The 21,653-nt window shown below is 60.7% G+C and carries 18 protein-coding genes and 1 tRNA gene; 4 read left to right on the top strand and 15 right to left on the bottom strand.

What is annotated here, in order from left to right; translation table 11 throughout:
- Positions 1 to 230: 230 nt before the first annotated feature.
- Complete coding sequence (gene cra / locus ATY02_RS05405; RefSeq protein ID WP_068585411.1) at positions 231 to 1,226, top strand: catabolite repressor/activator; 996 nt, start codon at positions 231 to 233, stop codon at positions 1,224 to 1,226.
- A 3-nt stretch (positions 1,227 to 1,229) separates the two neighbouring features.
- The gene (locus ATY02_RS05400) at positions 1,230 to 2,021 is read left to right on the top strand and encodes a TatD family hydrolase (protein WP_068585414.1); all 792 of its coding nucleotides are present in this window, start codon (positions 1,230 to 1,232) and stop codon (positions 2,019 to 2,021) included.
- Here ATY02_RS05400 and ATY02_RS05395 read toward each other — a convergent pair.
- The 5 genes from ATY02_RS05395 to ATY02_RS05375 all read right to left on the bottom strand — a co-directional run bounded on the left by ATY02_RS05395 (position 2,007) and on the right by ATY02_RS05375 (position 8,436).
- The gene (locus ATY02_RS05395) at positions 2,007 to 2,378 is read right to left on the bottom strand and encodes a hypothetical protein (RefSeq protein ID WP_068585417.1); all 372 of its coding nucleotides are present in this window, start codon (positions 2,376 to 2,378) and stop codon (positions 2,007 to 2,009) included. The genes ATY02_RS05400 and ATY02_RS05395 overlap by 15 nt on opposite strands.
- 165 nt (positions 2,379 to 2,543) lie before the next feature.
- Positions 2,544 to 3,248: a methyl-accepting chemotaxis protein gene (locus tag ATY02_RS36520; protein WP_416220674.1), complete on the bottom strand. Its 705-nt coding sequence runs from the start codon at positions 3,246 to 3,248 to the stop codon at positions 2,544 to 2,546.
- Positions 3,249 to 4,750: 1,502 nt separating this feature from the next.
- Positions 4,751 to 5,587, bottom strand: coding sequence for a regulatory signaling modulator protein AmpE (ampE, locus tag ATY02_RS05385; protein ID WP_068585424.1), 837 nt, complete (start codon positions 5,585 to 5,587; stop codon positions 4,751 to 4,753).
- A complete protein-coding gene (gene ampD / locus ATY02_RS05380) occupies positions 5,584 to 6,144 on the bottom strand; it encodes a 1,6-anhydro-N-acetylmuramyl-L-alanine amidase AmpD (RefSeq protein ID WP_068585425.1) in 561 nt (186 codons plus the stop codon). The genes ampE and ampD overlap by 4 nt, the downstream gene beginning before the upstream one ends.
- Positions 6,145 to 6,207: 63 nt before the next feature.
- Complete coding sequence (locus tag ATY02_RS05375; RefSeq protein ID WP_068585428.1) at positions 6,208 to 8,436, bottom strand: DUF1631 domain-containing protein; 2,229 nt, start codon at positions 8,434 to 8,436, stop codon at positions 6,208 to 6,210.
- A 363-nt stretch (positions 8,437 to 8,799) separates the two neighbouring features.
- On the opposite strand from ATY02_RS05375, the gene nadC reads away from it, so the two are divergent.
- Positions 8,800 to 9,648, top strand: a complete 849-nt coding sequence (gene nadC / locus ATY02_RS05370) for a carboxylating nicotinate-nucleotide diphosphorylase (protein WP_068585431.1) — start codon at positions 8,800 to 8,802, stop codon at positions 9,646 to 9,648.
- Between the two features lie 63 nt (positions 9,649 to 9,711).
- On the opposite strand, the gene ATY02_RS05365 is transcribed toward nadC, so the two are convergent.
- The 3 genes from ATY02_RS05365 to ATY02_RS05355 all read right to left on the bottom strand — a co-directional run bounded on the left by ATY02_RS05365 (position 9,712) and on the right by ATY02_RS05355 (position 11,494).
- Positions 9,712 to 10,008 (bottom strand): DUF6388 family protein, encoded by a 297-nt coding sequence (locus tag ATY02_RS05365; protein WP_031320853.1) that lies wholly within the window; start codon positions 10,006 to 10,008, stop codon positions 9,712 to 9,714.
- A 434-nt stretch (positions 10,009 to 10,442) separates the two neighbouring features.
- A complete protein-coding gene (locus ATY02_RS05360) occupies positions 10,443 to 10,964 on the bottom strand; it encodes a hypothetical protein (protein WP_068585434.1) in 522 nt (173 codons plus the stop codon).
- Between the two features lie 454 nt (positions 10,965 to 11,418).
- Positions 11,419 to 11,494 (bottom strand) — tRNA-Thr (locus ATY02_RS05355).
- A 79-nt stretch (positions 11,495 to 11,573) separates the two neighbouring features.
- Here ATY02_RS05355 and ATY02_RS05350 point away from each other — a divergent pair.
- On the top strand, positions 11,574 to 12,554 hold the full coding sequence (locus ATY02_RS05350) for an IS5-like element IS1384 family transposase (protein WP_010466230.1): 981 nt from the start codon (positions 11,574 to 11,576) through the stop codon (positions 12,552 to 12,554).
- 262 nt (positions 12,555 to 12,816) lie between these two features.
- Here ATY02_RS05350 and pnp read toward each other — a convergent pair whose 3' ends face one another.
- The 7 genes from pnp to rimP all read right to left on the bottom strand — a co-directional run bounded on the left by pnp (position 12,817) and on the right by rimP (position 21,540).
- Positions 12,817 to 14,922, bottom strand: coding sequence for a polyribonucleotide nucleotidyltransferase (pnp, locus tag ATY02_RS05345; protein WP_068581177.1), 2,106 nt, complete (start codon positions 14,920 to 14,922; stop codon positions 12,817 to 12,819).
- Positions 14,923 to 15,120: 198 nt separating this feature from the next.
- Complete coding sequence (gene rpsO / locus ATY02_RS05340; RefSeq protein WP_060837491.1) at positions 15,121 to 15,390, bottom strand: 30S ribosomal protein S15; 270 nt, start codon at positions 15,388 to 15,390, stop codon at positions 15,121 to 15,123.
- Positions 15,391 to 15,530: 140 nt separating this feature from the next.
- A complete protein-coding gene (gene truB / locus ATY02_RS05335) occupies positions 15,531 to 16,448 on the bottom strand; it encodes a tRNA pseudouridine(55) synthase TruB (protein WP_068581174.1) in 918 nt (305 codons plus the stop codon).
- 3 nt (positions 16,449 to 16,451) lie between these two features.
- On the bottom strand, positions 16,452 to 16,853 hold the full coding sequence (gene rbfA, locus ATY02_RS05330; protein ID WP_068581172.1) for a 30S ribosome-binding factor RbfA: 402 nt from the start codon (positions 16,851 to 16,853) through the stop codon (positions 16,452 to 16,454).
- A gap of 159 nt (positions 16,854 to 17,012) precedes the next feature.
- A complete protein-coding gene (infB, locus tag ATY02_RS05325) occupies positions 17,013 to 19,526 on the bottom strand; it encodes a translation initiation factor IF-2 (protein ID WP_068581169.1) in 2,514 nt (837 codons plus the stop codon).
- A gap of 26 nt (positions 19,527 to 19,552) precedes the next feature.
- Positions 19,553 to 21,034, bottom strand: coding sequence for a transcription termination factor NusA (gene nusA / locus ATY02_RS05320; protein ID WP_068581166.1), 1,482 nt, complete (start codon positions 21,032 to 21,034; stop codon positions 19,553 to 19,555).
- A gap of 47 nt (positions 21,035 to 21,081) precedes the next feature.
- Entirely contained in the window at positions 21,082 to 21,540 is a 459-nt protein-coding gene (rimP, locus tag ATY02_RS05315; RefSeq protein WP_068581161.1) for a ribosome maturation factor RimP, read from the bottom strand.
- Positions 21,541 to 21,653: the final 113 nt, after the last annotated feature.

The raw sequence follows: 21,653 nt of genomic DNA, 5'->3' as shown, positions 1-21,653 counted from the left end.
GGCCAAAAATGGGACTGGCCAGCGGGCGGAAGCGCTTCTACGTTTACGCTTTGGCCCAGAAAATACGCCTGCTGAAACGTTTAATCTAGCAGGATCGGCAAGTTACTCGATAATCTTCGCCTCTTGAAGTCCTGCTGGTCGATTGCCGGTTCCGACGTTGGTCGCGTGCCCAGATCAGGTAGGATTGGCGAAAATGTCGGGGCAAGCACCAAAAATAAGGAAATCCCGGGTTGAAACTCAGTGATATCGCTCGACTGGCCGGTGTGTCCGTCACCACCGCCAGTTACGTCATCAACGGCAAGGCCGAACAGCAGCGCATCAGCAACGCCACCGTGGAACGGGTGCGGGCGGTGGTCGAAGAGCACGGCTTCACTCCCAACCCCCAGGCGGCCGGCCTGCGCAGCCGCCATACCCGGACCCTGGGCTTCATTCTCCCGGACCTGGAGAACCCCAGCTACGCGCGGATCGCCAAGTTGCTCGAGCAAGGCGCGCGGGCCCGGGGCTACCAATTGCTGATCGCCAGCTCCGACGATGCGCCGGACAGCGAACGGCAACTGCTGCAGCTGTTTCGCGCGCGCCGCTGCGATGCCTTGATCGTCGCCAGTTGCCTGCCGCCGGAAGACGACAGCTACCTGCAATTGCAGGCCCAGGGGCTGCCGATCATCGCCATCGACCGGATGATGCCGGCCGGGCAGTTCTGCTCGGTGATCAGCGACGACCTGCAAGCCAGCCTGCACCTGACCCAAAGCCTGCTGCAACCCGAGCCCCGGCAGATCGTGCTGCTCGGCGCCCGCCCGGAGCTGAGTATCAGCCAGGAGCGGGCCGCGGGTTTCCGCCAGGCCCTGGAGGGGTTCGGCGGCGACGTGGTGATCGAGCACGGCGAGGCCTTCAGCCGCGATTGCGGCCGGCAGTTGATGGAAGAGTTGCTGCAGCGCCTGGGCCATCTGCCCGATGCCCTGGTGACCACCTCCTATGTGCTGCTGCAAGGGGTGTTCGATGCCTTGCACGACTTCCCGCTCAAGTCCCGGCCACTGCGCCTGGGGACCTTCGGCGACACCCAGCTGCTGGACTTCCTGCCGCTGCCGGTCAACGCCATGGCCCAGCAACATCAGCTGATCGCCGACACCGTCCTGCAACTGGCCCTGGCGGCCATTGAAGAAGGCCAGTACCAGCCCGGCGTACAGGCCATCCCGCGGACCTTCAAACAGCGTATCCAGCAGGGCTGAACCGTGGAGCTGATCGACAGCCACACCCACCTGGACTTTCCGGATTTCGACGCCGATCGTGGGGCGCTGCTGGCCGACAGCCGCGCCCGGGGCGTCGGCCGGATGGTGGTGCTGGGGGTCTACCAGGGTAACTGGCAGCGGGTCTGGGACCTGGTGCAAGGCGACCCGCAGCTCTACGCGGCCTTCGGCCTGCACCCGGTGTACCTGGACGATCACCAGCCTGCCGACCTGCAGCACCTGGGCGATTGGCTGGCGCGCCTGGCCGGGCATCCACAATTGTGCGCAGTGGGCGAGATTGGCCTGGACTACTTTCTCCAGCACTTGGACCGCGAGCGCCAGCAGGCGCTGTTCGAGGCCCAGCTGCAGCTGGCGGCGGACTTCCAACTGCCAGCGCTGTTGCATGTGCGGCGCAGCCATGCGGCGGTGATTGCCACCCTGAAGCGCTTCAAGCTCCAGCGCGGCGGGATCATCCACGCCTTCGCTGGCAGCCGCGAGGAGGCCCGGGAATACCTCAAGCTGGGTTTCAAGCTGGGCCTGGGCGGCGCCGCGACCTGGCCCCAGGCCCTGCGCCTGCGCAAGGTACTCGCCGAACTGCCGCTGGAAGCCCTGGTGCTGGAGACCGACGCGCCGGACATGGCCCCAGCGATGTACCCCCATCAGCGCAACAGCCCCCAGCACCTGCCGGAGATCTGCGCGGCCCTGGCCGAAATCATCGGCGTCAGTGCCGAGCACCTGGCCAGCACCAGCACCCGTAACGCCTGCGCAGTGTTCGGCTGGCCCTCAGCCGGCCTGTAGCAGCAAGGGCCGGCGCTGCCGGCGCCGGGCGATGGTCATCACCAGCAGGTACCCCACCAGCACCAGTGCCGAGATGCCCAGTTGCAGGCTCCGCTCCAGCAGCCCGATCCACTGCAATGTCAGGCTCACCAGCAGCACCGTGGCACAGAGCACGATCAACAGCGCCCGCAGGGTGGCGAACGAGCCCAGGGTCTTGAGGCGCTTGATCTGCTCCGGACAGTCGAGCTTGAGCGGCTTGTGGCAGTGCTTGCAGGCGAAGGGTTCCTGCATGGCCATGGCGTTGAGTTGCCAGGGTTCGAGATCGAGCAGAGCCTGGCAGTGGGCGCAGCGTCCCAGGACTCCGGAAGAAACGGTCATCGGCGTATTTCCTCAGGGCCATGGACACGCCATGGCTGACTGGCCGGGCGCAGGCGGCGCCCGGAAAAAACGCGCAGGAAAGCAGGAAAAACACCCCAGACAAAGCGATTAATTACTACAGCTTGTGGCAGCCCGGCCTGGGCAGGGCTGCACTGCAGGGCGGGCTCAGACCCGGAACGCGCCGATCAACTGCTTGAGCTGGACCACCTGGGCCGAGAGCTGGCGACTGGCATCCTCGGTCTGGTGTGCGCCTTCAGCAGTGCGCTCGCCAGCACGATTGATCTCGACGATGTTCTGGTCGATGTCGTGGGCCACCGCCGTCTGCTGCTCCACCGCCGCGGCGATCTGCTGGTTCTGGTCAACGATCATGCCCACCGCACCGAGGATGTTCTCCAGGGCCTGCTGGACCTTCTCCGACTGATCGACCGTGCCATTGGCCATGGCATGGCTGCTGCCCATGGCCTTGACCGCCGCACTGACCCCGCCGTGCAGCTTGCCGATCATGTCTTCGATTTCTTCGGTGGACTGCTGGGTGCGCTTGGCCAGGGTGCGCACTTCATCGGCCACCACCGCGAACCCGCGCCCCTGCTCGCCGGCCCGCGCCGCCTCGATGGCGGCGTTGAGGGCCAGGAGGTTGGTCTGTTCGGCGATGCTCTTGATCACCTCCAATACCCGGCTGATGGACTGGCTGTCGCTGGCCAGTTGGTTGATCACCCGCACCGACTGGTCGATCTCACTGGCCAGTCGGGCAATGCTGCCTTGCTGGGACTCCACCAGGCCCCGGCCATTGATGGTCTCGTCGTTGACGCTGTGGGCACTGCTGACCGCTGCCGCGGCGCTGCGGGCCACTTCCTGGGAGGTGGCGGACATCTGGTTCATTGCCGTAGCCACCTGCTCGATCTGGCTGCGCTGGCCAGCCACTGCCTGGTTACTCTGGGCCGAGACGTTTTCCACTTGCCCGGCCTGGCGCTCGACCTCGCTCACGGTATGCCCGACCCGCTCGATCAAATCGTGGATCTTCAGCACCGTGCCGTTGAACAGGCTGCCCAGGTCGCCCAACTCGTCGCGGCTGTGGGCGGTGAAGGTGACGGTCATGTCGCCGGCCGCGACCTTGTCCATCATCACGCCCAGGCGACGCAGGGTGGTGCGGGTCGAGGCGTAGAAACCGCCATACAGGTAGACGATCGACAGGAACACCAAGGCCAGGGCCGCCACCAGCAGCACCATGTGGCTGCGGTTCTGCGCCAGGCGCTTTTGCAGTTCGACATCGAGGAATTTCAGGGTGCTTTCGTTGAGCTGGTAGGTCTGGGCCATCAGCGTGCTGGCCTGGTCATAGAACGCCGGCCAGGGCGCCTCCAGGGTCTCGGCCATCACCACCTGCTCTTCGAACAGCTCGCTGGCCTGCTTGAGGCTGGCCTTGCTGGCATTGGCCGCGCCGTCGAGGGCATCGTGGGCGGCACGGCTGGAGCCCAGGGCATCCTGCAACTTGAGGCCGTACTCGGCCTGAAGTTTTTCGATCTGCACCAGCAATTCATCGAAACGGGTGCTGGAAGACGAATTGAGAAAACCCTGGCCCAGGGAGAAGGCACCCATGGCCCGCCCCTCGCCCAGGGTCTGGGTGACCTGTGGGGTGATGCTGGTGATCAGTTCGCTGAGCTGGCGGATATCGCCCTGGCCGTCACGGCTGAGACCCGACTGGCTGGCGATGATCTGGCTGAACAACTGTGCACTGCTCAGCAGCTTGCCGATCAGCCCGCTCTTGTTCAGCAGCGAATTCTCCACTTGCTGGGCCTTGAAGGCTGCGACCAGCTCCTCGCGCTTGGCGTTGAAAACCTCCACCTGCTGGGGCTCGGCAGTCACGGCCTGCATGGCTTGCAGGCGCTGGAGCACGGATTGTTCCAGGGCGACGATCCTGCTCTCCAGGTCCCCTGCCTTGCCGGACTGGCCGAGGCCGGCGTTGATCTGCACCAGGTTGTTGAGGGTTTCCAGATCGCGGCGCAGGGCCAGGCTACTGCCCAATAGATCGAGGCTTTGCAGTTCGATCCGGGTGCCCTGGAATTCGCGATAGGAGTCGCGTACCAGGTAAAAATTGGTCACCAGCATGGGCACAAAGAACAGCACGCTGATCAGGCTGAACTTCATGCCGAAGCTCAGGCGATTCATCAGCGCTATGGAGGGATAGAGCAAGCTCTTCACAAAGAATTCTCCCTTTCTTTTATTTTTATTGGCAGGCAGGCGAAGGCAGCAGATAGCCACTATTCGGCGCTCCGTCTGTATAGCGTAATTTAGGGGGAGGTTTTGTAACTTAAAGTTAACCGCGCCGGGACCAAGCCCGTTGGGGGTGGCGAGGGAGGACTCCCTCGCCAGGTGCCTCAGAGCAGAACGGTGTACAGGGCAAAGCCGGCATACCAGAGCACGGCGGCGCGCAGCAGCAGCTCCCAGATGCGATCCAGGCTGTTGATGCCCTCGGGGCCGGTGACCGGGGCCGGGATTTCCCCGGCCACCAGGCCGACCTTTTCCACCAGTTGTGCGGCACTGATATGCCAGTTGAGCAGCTCGTGGAGCATCACTCGGCCCACGGCGACGAAGTTGCCCACCAGGGCGAAACTCGCCGCCAACAGGCGCACCGGCAGCCAGTCGAAGGCATGCCGCAACTGCGCGGCACGTTCCACCAGGGCCGGGCTCTTGCCATGTTCGGCGGCCAGCGCCAGCAGGCGATAGCTCAGGGCCGCCACCGGACCCAGCAGGAAGTACCAGAAGATCACCGCGAAGAAACTCTGGTAGGCCTGCCACAGCAGGTGGCCCTGGACCCGTTCCAGCAACTGCTCGCCGGAGTCGGCGCAGATGTCCAGGTCGCGCTTGGCCACATGCAGCGCCGCTTGCAGGTCTTCACGTCGCCAGGCATCGCGGAAGGGACCCAAGCCACCCAGCAGGTCGCCCCGCCCCAGGGCATAGATCACCACCAGCAGGTGCACCGGCAGCGCCAACAGGCCATAGGCCAGCGGTTGCAATACCAGCAACAACAGGCCGAGCGCCACCGCCGGCAGCAGCACCAGCAACGCCAGTTGCCCCCAGGGATGCCCGGCCGTGCGCGGGCTCGACTCCAATCGTGCCAGGCGCGTCAGCCACCAGCCGTCGCGCTGCACTTTCTGGCGCAGGGCCGAGAACTTCTCGATCCACACCGCCAGCAGCAACACCAGAAAACTCATGGTCCTTCCCCCTCTTCCAGGGCGACACGATAGCGCGCCCAATCGAAAGCCTGGCCCGGATCGGTCTTGCGTCCGGGCGCTATGTCGCTATGGCCACAAATCCTGTGTGGCGTGATGGCGCTGAACGCCGCCTGCAATTGTCCGGTCAACAGGCTCAACGCCTGGTATTGGGCATCGGTGAATGGCAATTCGTCGGTGCCTTCGAGCTCGATGCCCAGGGAAAAGTCGTTGCAGGTCTCGCGCCCTTCGAAACTCGACACCCCGGCATGCCAGGCCCGGTCCAGGCAGGAGACAAACTGGGTGACTGCGCCGTCACGCTCGATCAGAAAATGCGCGGACACGCGCAAGTCGGCGATCCCGGCAAAATACGGATGCTCCGTGACATCGAGGCGATTCTGGAAGAATTCCTGCACCTTGCCGGTGCCGAACTGCCCCGGCGGCAGGCTGATGTTATGAATCACCAGCAGCGAGATCTCGCCTGCCGGACGCTCATTGAAATTGGGTGACGGGCAGTGACGTACGCCATGACACCAACCCGTGGCAGGGTCCAGCCGCATACCGATTCCTTCAACTAAAGCCTTGAGAAGCCCAGTATGCCGCGATCCCTACCCTGGTTGCGATCACTTGCCGTGATTGAGTCGCCGCAGATTGCCAATCACCGACTCCAGGGCGCGATCGAACAACAGGGTGTCGTCCAGGGTACGTACCGCGCCACGCTGAAATTCCAGGGCCAGGCCCATGCGCGTGCGCTCCAGCACCTTCATCCCGGTGCGATTGACGAACACATACTTGGCCACGGGATGGGGGACGACCGCCGCCAACTTGCAACGCAGGACGCTGTCTTCATCCTCCTGGAACTCGACCCAGGCCCCCAGGCGCAACTGATCCACCACCTGCAGGCTGGCGTCATTGGCCGGCAGCGCCAGGGGAGCGGCCTCCAGCGGGCCTTCCTCGGCACTGGGCAGGACGATCTCCTGGGCCACTTCGACCATTCCCGTGCCTGTGGGCGCCAGGCTGGACACCTGTGGCTGCACCTCCTGGGCTTGATGCTCGAAGGCCTGCAGGTGCAGCAGCTCCAGCTGCGCGAAGAATTCGCTAGCGGCAAACGGATCGAACGCCGCGCCGCTCAAGCCCTCGCGCAGGCCCTTGAGCAAACCCGGCACCACCGCCAGCAAGCGCATGGCGGTGTCCGGCTGGGCATGTCGCTGCACGCTCCAGATCAACTGCTCCATGGTGTGTTCGCCAGCCCGCCATTCCTGCGACTCGTCACCGTGCTTGAGGTAGCTGAGCAGCAGTACCTGGCTCCAGGTATCCCGGACGAAGTCCACCACTGCCTGTGGCAGCACCTTGCCCAGCAACGCGGTATTGAGCGCCTGCTCCACCCGGCGCCGGGCCAGCTCCGCCTTGGCGCGACCTTCTTCGGCGTCGCGGGTGCGCTGCTCCAGCAGTTCGGCTCGACGTCGCTCATCGGCGGTAAAGGCCAGGAAGTCGGCCAGCAGCTCGGAAAAGATCGCCGGATCGTCGGTGAACTCGCTCAACAGGCGCTGCACCACCTGCTCGATACGCAGGTACAGGCTGTCGCGCTGATGGTCATCGCAACTGCCCCAGCCCATGGCGGCAGCGGCAATCTCATTGAGCAACCGCCGGGCCGGGTGGCTGCCGCGGCTGAAGAAACTCTTGTCCAGTACCGCCACCTTGAGCATGGGGATCTGCAAGCGCCCGATCAGCGCCTTGAGCGAATCCGGCAGGTTGCGATCATCGAGGATGAACTCGAACAGCATGGCGATCAGGTTGATCACATCTTCGTCGGCCACATCCACGACCCGGGATTTACCGCTCTTGACGCTGACCCGGGTCAGCAGCTGTTCGAGCTGGTTACGCAGGTCGAAGTCATCCTGGACGCTGGGGGCCGGCACGTACTGCTGCAGATGCGACAACAGCCGCAGCAGGTCGCGGGTGGAGATCGGCTGGGTTTCGGCGCTGGCCTCCAGGGTCGGCGCCACGCTACCGCGCACGTGGAGCAGCAACGTCTGCAAGGCGGCGAAGACTTCCTGGACACTCTCGTCGAAGGGATGCTGCCCGGCCTTGCCTGGCCCGCCTGGCCCGGCCTCGCTCTGGATCTCGGCCCGGGCACGGTCCGAGGCCCGGCGGGCGGGAGCAGGAAGCAGGTCCGGGAGAATGCCGGTGGCGATCAGCAGTTGATTGGCCTCGGCATAGAGTTGTTCGGCATCGCTGAGCACGTAGCGCTCGAAAAGCTTGAGGATGATCAGCTTGACCTTGATCCCCACCCCCAGGTTGCGTCCGGCCTGCAGGAAGTAGTCGCAGAGCATGGCGGGCCCCAAGGGGTTTTCAGCGTCGGCCAGACGCCGCCCCAGCAGCATCCCCAGACGTGCACTCAGGTGGCCCAGGGCAAAACCGCTGCGGTTGAGCACCTTGGCCACCATGGCATCCACGGCCACGGTTTTTTCCAGGTCGTCATGGCTCGGCTGCAGGTTCGGGTCATAGGAGGCGGCATGGGCGATGACCTGGGCCGGGTCGTACTGGACCAGGCAAGCAAAGGCCTCGAAGAACTTCTCGAGGAAGCCGCGCTCGATGCTCTTGCGCTTCAATCGCAGGTCGCGCATGGCCTCGAACAGGATGTTCTGCTCGACATTGTTCTGCGCCCGGTCGGCCATCTCGAACAGGGTATCGTCGGCGTTATCGAACAACTCCTGCAGGCCGTGGCGCAATTGCTGGGCAGCCTTGTCACGAACCTGAAGCAGAATCACCGGCAGGCGGGCGAGCGGCGAGGACGTCGCTTGATCTGTAGCGACCTTGTGCAAAGGCACTACATTCCCGTCGTTGTGCATCCAAGCCTCCTGCAAAGGTGTTTCTTCGGTTCGATATCAAGGTTCTGCCGAGCCGCTGACGCTCACAGCCGGCTCTGAGCGGAGGCACAAATGCACTCCACTGCACTTCATGTAAGGGGAAGCCAAAGACACGTCAAAGCTATGACGTCAATTACAAGTCGCATTATCTTGTAAAACTCCCCTGTTGCGCCAGCAGACTCTGTCGACTCCTCGGAAATAACCCTTAGGTTTCTAGGAAAAATCTCTCATCTATTCAGACAAAGCGACGAAACACAGGTTCGGCCTGGGCTTGCCGGATTAGCCGCCTTGGGTTCGTCGATCCCATGCCTCTATAATCGGCGCACCTTGTTTGTGGAGTCCGTTATGCCGAATCTACGCCTCGCCGACCTGACCGCTGAAATCGAAGCCAACGTGCGCCGTGCATTGCTGGAAGATGTCGGCAGCGGCGATATCACAGCGCAATTGATCCCGGCCGAGCGGCTGGCCAAGGCCACCATCATCACCCGCGAAGCCGCGGTGATCAGCGGTACCGCCTGGGTCGACGCGGTGTTTCGCCAGCTGGACCCAAGGGTCGCCGTGCATTGGCAGGTGGCAGACAGTGAACGGGTGGTCGCCAATCAAGTGTTGTTCCACCTGGAAGGCCCGGCCCGCTCGCTGCTCACGGGTGAACGCAGTGCCTTGAACTTCCTGCAACTGCTGTCGGGGGTCGCCACCCGTGCTCGCTACCTGGCGGACTTTGTCGCCGATACCCAGGTCAAGCTGCTGGATACCCGCAAGACTCTCCCCGGCCTGCGCCTGGCACAGAAATATGCAGTCACCTGTGGCGGCTGCCACAACCACCGCATCGGCCTGTATGACGCCTTCCTGATCAAGGAAAATCATATCGCCGCCTGTGGCGGTATCGCCCAGGCCGTGAGCGCCGCCCACAAGATCGCCCCGGGCAAGCCGGTGGAAGTGGAAGTGGAAAGCCTTGGGGAATTGAAAGAAGCGCTGGCGGCGGGTGCCGACATCATCATGCTCGACGAGTTGAGCCTGGACGATATGCGCGAGGCCGTGCGCCTGAATGCTGGCCAGGCCAAGCTCGAGGCCAGCGGCGGGATCAACGAGAGCACCTTGCGTCCGATCGCCGAGACTGGCGTGGACTACATCTCCATCGGCGCCATGACCAAGGACGTGAAAGCCCTGGACCTGTCCATGCGCCTGAGCCTCTGAAAACGGCGGCGGGCTTGGCGACAAGCTTCAAGAAGCGTTCTTGAAGCTGGTCGCCGCTAATGCTCAATCGTCGATTTCGTTGAGTTCCAGGTAGTCCTGAAGATCCATGCCCAGTGCTTCGGCAACCTCCTGGTGCACTTCCAGGCGCATGGCCTTCAGCTCCTCGGGTGTCTCGGCCACCAGGTCGAGCACCAGCTCCCACGGCTCGATGCCACGAGACTCCGCCTCGTCTTCAAAGGCCCATTGCGCCTGCTGCTTCTGCTCCTCAGGGCTCAGGGCACTGATTTCTTCTTGCAAGGAAGGCGTGGCAGCCAAGTACCTTTCAAGCGCTACGTCGATTCTTGCCTCTTTAGGAATCATCTCGTTCTCTCTGATCTTGGGAATGGAAATGGATCGGGGTCGCTGGGATCTCTGGGCCGCTCGATTCAACCGGCCTGCAGAGCCATTCGGGATCATCTGAAAACAGCATGCTGGTACTCAGACAGGGACCGAATATAGGGGCTTTGGCCCACGATTTATATGACCTGATGCACCCATTGCAGAAAAATCGGAGGTTTTGCGGAGCATCGCCAAACACCAGCCCACCAGAACCTTGCGAAACAGGATTTCGCAGATCCCGCCAAAGCGATGGGCTCTATCGGTGTTTCAAAGAGAGTAATGCCAGTCAGTTAAGCGAGGTGATCCCCTTTAGGAGCAGCCGGTCGACGCTTGTTAACGGTAGCGCGCATCGCGGGCAAGCCTCGCTCCTACAAGCGTCTTGACTGATCGGCATTAGCCAATCAGGACCACAAGAATCAACCCGTCACCGCTGCTTTTCTCAAGCAAGCGCCTGCCTGCCCGACTTCGATAAGGTCTCTCAGACGCTCAAGGATATCGACCTCCTTCACTTTCCCATCCTTGTTGATAATCATCTTTTCCTTGATCAGCCAAAGATGCCCTTCCTTATTTTGATTGGGGATTACGGTAACGACGATAGTAAAGTCCGGATTCTCTGGAGGAACCCCGTACACCCTGGCTTTGCTGAAATTGAAAGTGAGCTGATTATCATCATTGGGCGAGACGTCTTGCGCACTGACAACAGGCAGCCCGGCCTTGGCCGCCGCTGGCAACGTGGCGGAATACATCACACGCCCCCAACTCACCTGTTTGGTTATCTCAAGAAGATAGTGTTCCAGGTCTTTCGTACTCACTGGAGTCGTGCACTCTTCGCCTTCAGTGGCGAAGTATTGCCCCTCGAACTCATAGGAAGGCCCTTTCTCACAGCCTGCAAGCAACAGCGATACCACGCCGAACACAGCCAACTTCCACTTCTTCACACCGGACGCTCCATGATCCCTGGCCGTCATTATGCGTAATGCCCCTAGCGGCTACCATCCACTTCATGACCAACCCGAGCATGAACAACCAAGCCCAAAGCTCATCGAGCTACAAAGTGCATAACCCAATAGCATTGAACAAACTGCGGATCCCAGTACGTGATGCCGGTTAAGTACAAGCAAACGCTTAGTTGATGTATTTGTTTCTGGCTTATCGGCATCTGCAACATCAGACGCACTTCAACAGGCAACTAGAAGGCGCTCAACTGAATTGAGCAGGAAAGCTCTGGAACTTACAGAGCAAGCTATGACGACCATTTAGCATGGTTTTAGATACAACCTGCGAACTCGACATAGTGGCTGAAGTGGCCTGCCGATGTTTTGTAGTTCGGTGTCTTTCGAGAGCGTTCATTTAGGGGGGGTAGGCAGTCATGAACTGCCCTGGCTTGCTCTCTGGTGCCGGAGACAGGAATCGAACCTGCGACCTTCGCGTTACGAGTGCGCTGCTCTACCGACTGAGCTACACCGGCGTGGGCTAAACCTAGGGAAACTCTGAAAAAGACTTTCTGATTTGGCAAAATACCGCGACCCCACCCACCGAGTTTCCCGATGAAGCAGATGACCTTCGCCGACGCCGAGTACGCTGGCAAGCGCAAGCAAACCCGCAAGGAGTTGTTCCTGATCGAGATGGATCGGGTGGTGCCGTGGAAGGGCTTGATTGCTTTGATCGAGCCACATTATCCGAAAGGTGAAGGTGGCCGTCCGGCCTACCCGTTGATGGCGATGCTGCGTGTGCATCTGCTGCAGAACTGGTTCGGCTACAGCGATCCAGCGATGGAGGAAGCGCTGTACGAAACCACGATCCTGCGCCAGTTTGCCGGGCTGAACCTGGAGCGCATCCCCGACGAAACCACCATTCTCAACTTCCGCCGCTTGCTGGAGAAACACGAGCTGGCGGCCGGCATCCTCGCTGTCATCAATGGCTATCTGGGCGACCGCGGCCTGTCGCTGCGCCAGGGCACCATCGTCGATGCAACGCTGATCAATGCGCCCAGTTCGACCAAGAACAAGGACGGCAAGCGCGACCCGGAAATGCACCAGACCAAGAAGGGAAACCAGTATTATTTTGGCATGAAGGCCCACATCGGCGCCGATGACGAATCGGGTCTGGTGCACAGCGTAGTGGGCACGGCGGCCAATGTGGCGGATGTCACCCAGGTGGACAAATTGCTGCATGGCGACGAAAACGTGGTCTGCGCCGATGCAGGCTACACCGGTGTCGAAAAGCGGCCCGAGCATGAAGGACGTGAAGTTATCTGGCAGGTGGCGGCACGCCGCAGCACCTACAAAAAACTCGATAAGCGCAGCGTGCTGTACAAAGCCAAGCGCAAGATTGAAAAGGCCAAGGCTCAGGTGCGCGCCAAGGTCGAGCATCCGTTCCGGGTAATCAAGCGCCAGTTCGGTTACACCAAGGTGCGCTTTCGCGGCTTGGCCAAAAACACGGCGCAACTGGTGACACTGTTCGCTCTGTCGAACCTGTGGATGGCGCGCCGACATTTACTGACGAATGCAGGAGAGGTGCGCCTGTAATGCGGGAAATGGCCACCGGAGTGGGGTCCGGGTGGCGAAAACGTAAGAAATACTCGTCGAATTGATTGTTTTTTGATCATTTGGCGAGTTTAAAAGTTGCGCTAGGTGGTATGCCGGGGAAATACATGGCTACTTCAGACCATCCCTAGCACCGGCGCCTGGGGCGCGCCAGGCAAGAGGGCAAAGAGATATCAAGCGCAGATAGCAAAACGCCCCGAACCAGTCGGGGCGCTTGCTTGTTCAGCGTGAGGCTAAAGGGAGATTAAACGCCCGAAGCCTTGGCTGCTGCCACGTCCTTGATGGAGAGCTTGATACGGCCGCGGTTGTCCACGTCCAGTACCAGCACTTCCACTTCCTGGCCTTCTTTCAGGATGTCGGTGACTTTCTCTACGCGAGCGTCGCTCAGCATGGAGATGTGCACCAGGCCGTCCTTGCCCGGCAGGATGTTGACGAAGGCGCCGAAGTCGACGATGCGCTCAACCTTGCCGACGTAGATCTTGCCGATCTCGGCCTCTGCGGTGATGCCCAGGACGCGCTGGCGAGCTGCCTCTGCCGCTTCCTTGGTTTCGCCGAAGATCTTGATCGAACCGTCGTCTTCGATATCGATCGAAGCCTTGGTTTCTTCGCAGATCGCACGGATGGTGGCGCCGCCTTTACCGATGACATCACGGATCTTGTCGGTGTCGATCTTCATCGCGATCATGGTCGGAGCATTGGCCGACAGTTCGGTACGCGACTGGCCGATCACTTGGTTCATCTGGCCGAGGATGTTCAGGCGAGCTTCCAGGGCCTGGCCCAGGGCGATCTCCATGATTTCTTCGGTGATGCCCTTGATCTTGATGTCCATCTGCAGCGCGGTCACACCCTTGGCGGTACCGGCTACTTTGAAGTCCATGTCGCCCAGGTGGTCTTCGTCACCCAGGATGTCGGTCAGGACGGCGAACTTCTCGCCTTCCTTCACCAGACCCATGGCGATACCGGCAACCGGAGCCTTCATCGGTACACCGGCGTCCATCAGGGCCAGGGAAGCACCGCAGACCGAAGCCATGGAGCTGGAGCCGTTGGATTCGGTGATTTCCGATACCACGCGGATGGTGTAAGGGAACGAGTCGGTGTCCGGCAGCATGGCCTGGACGGAACGACGGGCCAGGCGGCCGTGACCGATTTCACGACGACCAGCACCACCCATGCGACCACATTCGCCTACCGAGAACGGTGGGAAGTTGTAGTGCAGCATGAAGGGGTCTTTCTTCTCGCCTTCCAGGGTGTCCAGCAGCTGTGCGTCACGGGCAGTACCCAGGGTCGCAACGACCAGGGCCTGGGTTTCGCCACGGGTGAACAGGGCCGAACCGTGGGTCTTGGCCAGGACGCCAACTTCGATATTCAGAGGACGTACGGTACGAGTGTCGCGGCCGTCGATACGTGGCTTGCCGTTAACGATGTTTTCGCGAACGGTGCGGTATTCGATCTCACCGAAAGCGGCCTTGACGTCGGAAGCCGATGGCTGGCCTTCTTCGCCGGAGAGCTTGGCGACCACTTGGTCCTTCAGCTCGCCCAGGCGGGCATAACGGTCGGCCTTGACGGTGATGGTGTAGGCCTGGGAGATGGCGTCGCCGAACTCGGCGCGGATGGCACCCAGCAGCTCGGTGGCTTCGGCGGCAGGCGCCCAGTCCCAAGTTGGCTTGGCGGCTTCGGCGGCCAGTTCCTTGACGGCCTTGATCACCGATTGGAATTCGTCGTGGGCGAACAGCACGGCGCCCAGCATCTGGTCTTCGGTCAGTTCCTTGGCTTCGGACTCAACCATCAGTACCGCTTCTTCGGTACCGGCTACGACCATGTCCAGGCTCGAAGCAGCCAGTTGCTCGTAGGTTGGGTTCAGCAGGTAGCCGGTGCTTTCGTGGAAAGCGACGCGGGCAGCGCCGATCGGGCCGTCGAAAGGAATGCCGGAGATGGCCAGGGCAGCAGAGGTACCGATCATCGCAGCGATGTCCGGATCGGTCTTCTTGCTGGTGGAAACCACGGTGCAGACAACCTGCACTTCGTTCATGAAGCCTTCTGGGAACAGAGGGCGGATCGGGCGGTCGATCAGACGCGAGGTCAGGGTTTCTTTCTCGGAAGGACGGCCTTCACGCTTGAAGAAACCACCAGGGATCTTGCCGGCGGCGTAGGTTTTTTCCTGGTAGTGGACAGACAGAGGGAAGAAGCCTTTGCCTGGATCGGCTTGCTTGGCACCGACTACGGTCACCAATACGCTGACGTCGTCGTCAACGGTGACCAATACTGCGCCGGAGGCCTGACGGGCGATACGGCCAGTCTCGAGAGTGACGGTCGACTGACCGAACTGGAATTTCTTGATTACCGGGTTCACGGTGTCCTACCTTCTTTGTGGCTCTTGGGGAAACTTGTGTTCTTGCGAAATTCTTGGGCAACGGTGGGAATCGGCCCAGCCTTTATTGTCCAGGTAAAACTACAGCCCAGATAAAACTTGAGGCTGGAAGCCTGCCATACGCCGGCGGAAAAACCGCTGACGCATGGCAAGCAACCAACCTCATAGCGCAATCGCTGATTAGCGACGCAGACCCAGACGAGCGATCAGGGTGCTGTAACGGCTCAGGTCCTTGCCCTTCAGGTAGTCCAGCAGCTTACGACGCTGGTTTACCATGCGGATCAGGCCACGACGCGAGTGGTGGTCTTTACCGTTGGCCTTGAAGTGACCTTGCAGCTTGTTGATGTTGGCGGTCAGCAGTGCAACTTGCACTTCTGGCGAACCAGTGTCACCAACAGCTTGCTGGTAGTCGGTTACGATCTGAGCTTTTTCTTCAACGCTGAGTGCCATGTGGGCATTCCTTATATCAGGAAACTGTTCAAGAACAGTTTCAACAGGCCAGGGACAAATCCCTGTATCAAAAAAAGAGTAGTGACCGTGCCTGCTGACAGCCACACTCGCCAACCTGCTGTGACACAGGCTGGTTTCGGTCACTCTGACCGAATCAGTCGACGCGGCGCGATGCGCCCGTCTTCGCTCACTTCACCGATACCGATGAAGCGACCATTGTGATCCTGTACTCGCACCATGCCGAACTTCGGCGCATCGGGGGCACGTACCGGCTGGCCATTGAGCCAGTAGAACGCACTGTGCTCCGAGAACTGCAGCAACGGCCAATCCAGCAGGCCACTGTCCGATGGCATCAGGAAACGATCCACCGCTTCGTTACCACCTTCGGCATGCACGGCCTCGAGCTCTTCCAGGGTGACCGTCTGGGCCAGGCTGAAAGGTCCGGCCTGGGTCCGTCGCAGTTCCGCGACGTACGCACCACAACCGAGTTTCTCGCCGATATCCTCCACCAGGGTACGGATATAGGTGCCTTTGCTGCAATCCACCGCCAAGCGGGCGGTGTCGCCTTCACAGGCGAGCAATTCCAGGCGCGCAATAGTAACAGAACGCGGTTCACGCTCCACCACTTCCCCTGCACGAGCCAGCTTGTAGAGTGGCTGGCCATCACGCTTGAGGGCAGAGTACATGGGGGGTATCTGTTTGATTTCACCACGAAATTCCGGCAATACCGCTTCAATATCGGTACGACCAACGGTCACCTCGCGGGTTTGCAGGACCTCGCCTTCGGCATCCGCCGTGCTGGTGGTCTTTCCCAACTGCATCAGGGTTTCATAACCCTTGTCGGAATCGAGCAGGTACTGCGAGAACTTGGTGGCCTCTCCAAAGCACAACGGCAATACGCCGGTGGCCAGGGGATCGAGGCTACCGGTGTGCCCGGCCTTCTCGGCATTGAGCAACCAACGGACCTTCTGCAGCGCCGCATTGGAGGTAAACCCCAGGGGCTTGTCCAGCAGGATGATCCCACTGACATTACGACGGATACGCTTGACCTGAGCCACCGCTTACTCCTTGGTGTCTTCAGGGGCGGAGGCGTCGCCATGCTGGCTGTCTTCGGCCACGGCACGCTCGATCAAGGCCGACAGGTGGGCACCACGGGCCACGCTCTCGTCATAATGGAAGTGCAATTGCGGCACGCTGCGCAGCTTCATTTCACGCGCCAGTTGCATGCGCAGGAAACCTGCCGCCGAGTTCAGCACCTTGATGCTCTGGGCGATCTCTTCGGCACCTTCCTGGCCCATCACGGTGATGAAGATCTTTGCGTGACCGACGTCACGACTGACTTCCACGGCGGTGATCGTCACCAGGCCAACACGTGGGTCCTTGACTTCACGGCGGATCAGTTGCGCCAGCTCGCGCTGCATCTGGTCACCGATACGTTGGGTACGGCTGTATTCTTTTGCCATGTCTTGCTACCTGTTACTGCCTCACGGTGAAACCCGTGTGGTCTGAAAGCGGCAAACGCCCGGCCTGGAAAAAACCAGACCGGGCGTTGCGTTTAGAGCCCGCCAGCGATGCCGTGCATTTGCATGCAGCGATCCATCGGGGCTCTTGAAGTGCGCGAGTTAGAGGCTGCGAGCAACCTGGACCTTCTCGAAGACTTCGATCTTGTCACCAACCTTGACGTCGTTGTAGCTCTTGACGCCGATACCGCACTCCATGCCGGCACGCACTTCGGAAGCGTCATCCTTGAAGCGGCGCAGGGATTCCAGCTCGCCTTCGAAGATAACGATGTCTTCGCGCAGTACGCGGATCGGACGGTTACGGTGCACGACACCTTCGATGACCATGCAACCGGCGATCGCACCGAACTTCGGCGAGCGGAACACGTCACGAACCTCGGCGATACCCAGGATGTTCTCCCGGACATCACTGCCCAGCATACCGGTCAGGGCTTTCTTGACGTCTTCAATGATGTCGTAGATTACGTTGTAGTAACGCATATCCAGACCTTCCTGCTCGACGATCTTGCGCGCACCGGCATCGGCACGCACGTTGAAGCCGAACACGACTGCATTGGAGGCCAGTGCCAGGTTGGCATCGCTCTCGGTGATACCACCGACGCCGCCGCCAACTACACGCACTTGCACTTCGTCGTTACCCAGGCCGTTCAAGGCGCCTTGCAGGGCTTCCAACGAACCACGGACGTCGGACTTGAGGACGATGTTGAGCGTCTTCTTCTCTTCCTGGCCCATGCTTTCGAAGATGTTTTCCAGCTTGCCAGCGTGGGCACGAGCCAGCTTGACTTCGCGGAACTTGCCTTGACGGAACAGGGCAACCTCACGGGCCTTCTTCTCGTCAGCCACCACGCTCATCTCGTCGCCAGCATCCGGAGTACCGTCCAGGCCGAGGATCTCGACCGGAATGGCCGGGCCCGCTTCCTTGATCGGCTTGCCGTTCTCGTCGAGCATGGCGCGCACGCGGCCATAGTTCGAGCCGACCAGCACCATGTCGCCTTGACGCAGGGTACCGTCCTGGACCAGCACGGTAGCCACCGGGCCGCGGCCCTTGTCGAGACGGGACTCGACCACCACACCACGACCAGGGGCCGAAGGGGTTGCGGTGAGTTCCAGTACTTCGGCTTGCAGCAGGACGGCTTCGAGCAGATCGTCAACGCCGGTACCCATTTTCGCGGAGACTGGAACGAACGGAGTATCGCCACCCCAATCTTCCGGCGTCACGCCATGGGCCGCCAGTTCGCTGCGAATGCGATCCAGGTCGGCACCCGGCTTGTCGATCTTGTTCACCGCGACCACCAGCGGTACGCCAGCAGCCTGGGCGTGCTGAACGGCTTCGACGGTCTGAGGCATCACGCCGTCGTCCGCCGCGACCACCAGGATCACGATGTCGGTGGCCTTGGCACCACGGGCACGCATTGCGGTAAACGCGGCGTGACCCGGGGTGTCGAGGAAGGTGACCATGCCGCGCTCGGTTTCTACGTGGTAGGCGCCGATGTGCTGGGTAATGCCACCGGCTTCGCCCGCGGCCACTTTGGCGCGACGGATGTAGTCCAGCAGCGAGGTCTTACCATGGTCAACGTGGCCCATTACGGTCACGACCGGAGCACGGGCAACAGCCTCACCTTCAAACTTCAGGGACTCGGCCAGGGAATCTTCCAGGGCGGTGTCGCTGACCAGGGTCACTTTGTGGCCCAGTTCTTCGGCTACCAGCTGGGCAGTTTCCTGATCCAGTACCTGGTTGATGGTGGCTGGAGTGCCCAGCTTGAACATGAACTTGATGACTTCAGCGGCCTTGACCGACATCTGCTGGGCCAACTCGCCCACAGTGATGGTCTCGCCAATCTGTACGTCACGGATAACCGGCCCTGTCGGGTTCTGGAAACCGTGGGCATTACGCTTCTTCAGCTTGCCCTTGCTGCGACCGCCACGACGGAAACCGTCGCTTTCTTCATCGGTCGTGCGGGGCGCGACGCGAGGCGCCGGAGCCTTTTCCTTGACCGAAGCACGGTGCGGAGCGTTCTTGCGCTCACCATCGCTGCCACGACGGCTGTCGTCGTTACGGGTTTTGTCCGGACGGCGAGGCTCGTCTTTCTTACGGGCTTCCACTGCTGGTGCCGGGGCCGCTGCTGGCGCCTCCTGCACACGCTCGGCCGCGACAGGCGCAGGAGCGGCTACCGCCTCGACAACAGGCTCGACAACCGGAGCTGGCTGGCGACGTGCCTCTTCTTCGGCGCGGCGCTTGGCTTCTTCTTCGGCCTTTTGACGGGCAGCATTCTCTACTGCGCGACGTTCTTCCAGCTCACGCTGGCGCTCGGCCTCGATTTCTTCGGGGCTGCGCTGTACGAAGACTTTCTTCTTACGCACTTCAACGCTGATGCTCTTGCTGCCAGCGACACGCAGGGTACTGGTGGTCTTGCGCTGCAAAGTGATCTTGCGTGGTTCTTCCACCTTCGCCTTGTGACTGCTCTTCAGGTGAGTCAGCAACGATTGCTTCTCACTGTCGCTCACATGTTCCTCGGCGGCGGTGTGCGGCAGACCTGCCTCACGCATCTGCTGCAGCAGGCGCTCTACCGGTGTTTTGACCTCATCGGCCAGTTGTTTCACCGTGACTTGCGTCATGCACTTCTCTCCTCAGGCCGCGCCTATTACTCGAACCAATGGGCTCGGGCGGCCATGATCAACTTGCCGGCACGCTCGTCGTCGATGCCGTCGATGTCGAGCAGGTCGTCAATAGACTGCTCGGCCAGGTCTTCGCGGGTAATCACGCCGCGCACCGCCAGTTCCATCGCCAAATCCTTGTCCATACCCTCAAGCGAGAGCAGGTCTTCGGCCGGATGGGCGTCTGCCAGCTTTTCCTCAGTAGCGATGGCCTTGGTCAACAGGCGATCCTTGGCCCGAGCACGAAGCTCGTTGACGATGTCTTCGTCAAAACCATCGATGTTGAGCATTTCTTCCAACGGTACGTAGGCAATTTCTTCCAGGCTGGTAAAGCCTTCGTCAACCAGAACCTGTGCCAGCTCTTCATCGACTTCCAGCTCTTCGATGAAATTGCGCAGGATGTCGCCGGTTTCCGCTTGCTGCTTGGCCTGGATGTCCGACTCGGTCATCACGTTCAGGGTCCAGCCAGTCAGCTGGCTGGCCAGGCGTACGTTCTGACCGCCACGGCCAATGGCCTGGGCCAGGTTGTCTGCACCAACGGCGATGTCCATGGCATGGGCATCTTCGTCGACGATGATGGCCGCGACTTCAGCCGGCGACATGGCATTGATCACGAACTGCGCCGGATTCTCGTCCCACAGGACGATATCCACACGTTCGCCACCCAGCTCGCCGGAAACAGCCTGGACGCGCGAACCGCGCATACCGATGCACGCGCCTTGCGGGTCGATGCGCTTGTCCTTGGAGCGGACGGCGATCTTGGCCCGCGAGCCCGGATCACGGGAGGCGGCCATGACTTCGATCAGGCCTTCGGCAATTTCCGGCACTTCGATACGGAACAGCTCGATCAGCATTTCCGGAGCGGTACGCGACAGGATCAACTGCGGGCCACGGTTCTCGGTGCGGATTTCCTTGAGCAGAGCGCGCAAACGCACACCAACGCGGAAAGTCTCACGGGAGATGATGTCTTCACGGGCCAGCAACGCTTCGGCGTTGTTACCCAGGTCGACGATCACGTTGTCACGCGTCACCTTTTTCACGGTGCCGGAAATGATCTCGCCCAGGCGCTCGCGGTAGGCATCGACCACTTGCGCGCGCTCGGCTTCGCGAACCTTCTGCACAATGACTTGCTTGGCAGTCTGGGCAGCGATACGGCCGAACTCGATGGATTCGATTTTTTCTTCGATCACATCACCGACTTTGGCATCGGGATGAGTTTCGCGGGCCTTGCTCAGCCAGGTTTCCACCGCTGGATCATCCAGATCGGCTTCATCGACTACCGTCCAGCGACGGAAAGTCTCATAGGAACCGTTGTGGCGATTGATTTCCACACGCAGGTCCACTTCGTCTTCAAAACGCTTTTTGGTAGCAGTGGCCAGGGCCAGCTCCAGCGCTTCAAAAATTACGCTTGCCGGTACACCTTTTTCATTGGATACCGACTCAACAACCAGCAGTACTTCTTTGCTCATCGTACGCCTCGCCTTTCGCAAGCCATTGGATCCGCGGGATCCGCGTCTCAGTCAAAACTGGGAATAATGTTGGCCTTGTCGATCAAATCGATCGGCAACAAGAATTCATGGTCATCCACCTGCACCACGACATCCTGTTCCTCCACCCCGCGGAGAAAGCCCTGAAAATTACGCCGACCTTCGAAGGGCGAGCGCAGCTTGATCTTCACTTGCTCACCGACATACTTGGCAAACTGTTCAAGGGTGAACAGCGGGCGTTCCATGCCAGGAGAGGAAACTTCTAGGGTGTACTCAACGGAAATTGGATCTTCAACATCCAGGACACCGCTGAGCTGACGGCTGACGATGGCGCAATCGTCCACCAGCACGCCGCCTTCCTTATCGATGTAAACGCGCAACAATGAATGGCGGCCCTGGGCCGAAAACTCGATACCCCAGCATTCATAGCCAAGGGCCACGACCACCGGGGCCAACAAGGCCTGCAACTGTTCTAGCTTGCTCGACACCTGAACCCCCTCGTGCATGCTTGTGCAAATAAAAAATGGGCGAAGCGCCCATCCCGGAAACGCCGTTGAACATCGGCGCTATAAAGTGTCCAGCTAACAAAAAGCCCCTGAAA

The sequence above is a fragment of the Pseudomonas sp. BIOMIG1BAC genome, from assembly GCF_001705995.2.
GTDB classification, from domain to species: Bacteria; Pseudomonadota; Gammaproteobacteria; order Pseudomonadales; family Pseudomonadaceae; genus Aquipseudomonas; species Aquipseudomonas sessilinigenes.
Note: the sequence above shows the minus strand (reverse complement) of the source record. Positions and strands in the feature narration are given on the sequence as shown.

Excerpts from the sequence above, each read along its gene's own strand:
- ATY02_RS05395 (WP_068585417.1), bottom strand. The coding sequence starts at position 2,378 with ATGACCGTTTCTTCCGGAGTCCTGGGACGCTGCGCCCACTGCCAGGCT.
- ATY02_RS36520 (WP_416220674.1), bottom strand. The coding sequence starts at position 3,248 with ATGTCCGCCACCTCCCAGGAAGTGGCCCGCAGCGCCGCGGCAGCGGTC.
- ampE (WP_068585424.1), bottom strand. The coding sequence starts at position 5,587 with ATGAGTTTTCTGGTGTTGCTGCTGGCGGTGTGGATCGAGAAGTTCTCG.
- ampD (WP_068585425.1), bottom strand. The coding sequence starts at position 6,144 with ATGCGGCTGGACCCTGCCACGGGTTGGTGTCATGGCGTACGTCACTGC.
- ATY02_RS05375 (WP_068585428.1), bottom strand. The coding sequence starts at position 8,436 with ATGCACAACGACGGGAATGTAGTGCCTTTGCACAAGGTCGCTACAGAT.
- nadC (WP_068585431.1), top strand. The coding sequence starts at position 8,800 with ATGCCGAATCTACGCCTCGCCGACCTGACCGCTGAAATCGAAGCCAAC.
- ATY02_RS05365 (WP_031320853.1), bottom strand. The coding sequence starts at position 10,008 with ATGATTCCTAAAGAGGCAAGAATCGACGTAGCGCTTGAAAGGTACTTG.
- ATY02_RS05350 (WP_010466230.1), top strand. The coding sequence starts at position 11,574 with ATGAAGCAGATGACCTTCGCCGACGCCGAGTACGCTGGCAAGCGCAAG.
- rpsO (WP_060837491.1), bottom strand. The coding sequence starts at position 15,390 with ATGGCACTCAGCGTTGAAGAAAAAGCTCAGATCGTAACCGACTACCAG.
- rbfA (WP_068581172.1), bottom strand. The coding sequence starts at position 16,853 with ATGGCAAAAGAATACAGCCGTACCCAACGTATCGGTGACCAGATGCAG.
- infB (WP_068581169.1), bottom strand. The coding sequence starts at position 19,526 with ATGACGCAAGTCACGGTGAAACAACTGGCCGATGAGGTCAAAACACCG.
- nusA (WP_068581166.1), bottom strand. The coding sequence starts at position 21,034 with ATGAGCAAAGAAGTACTGCTGGTTGTTGAGTCGGTATCCAATGAAAAA.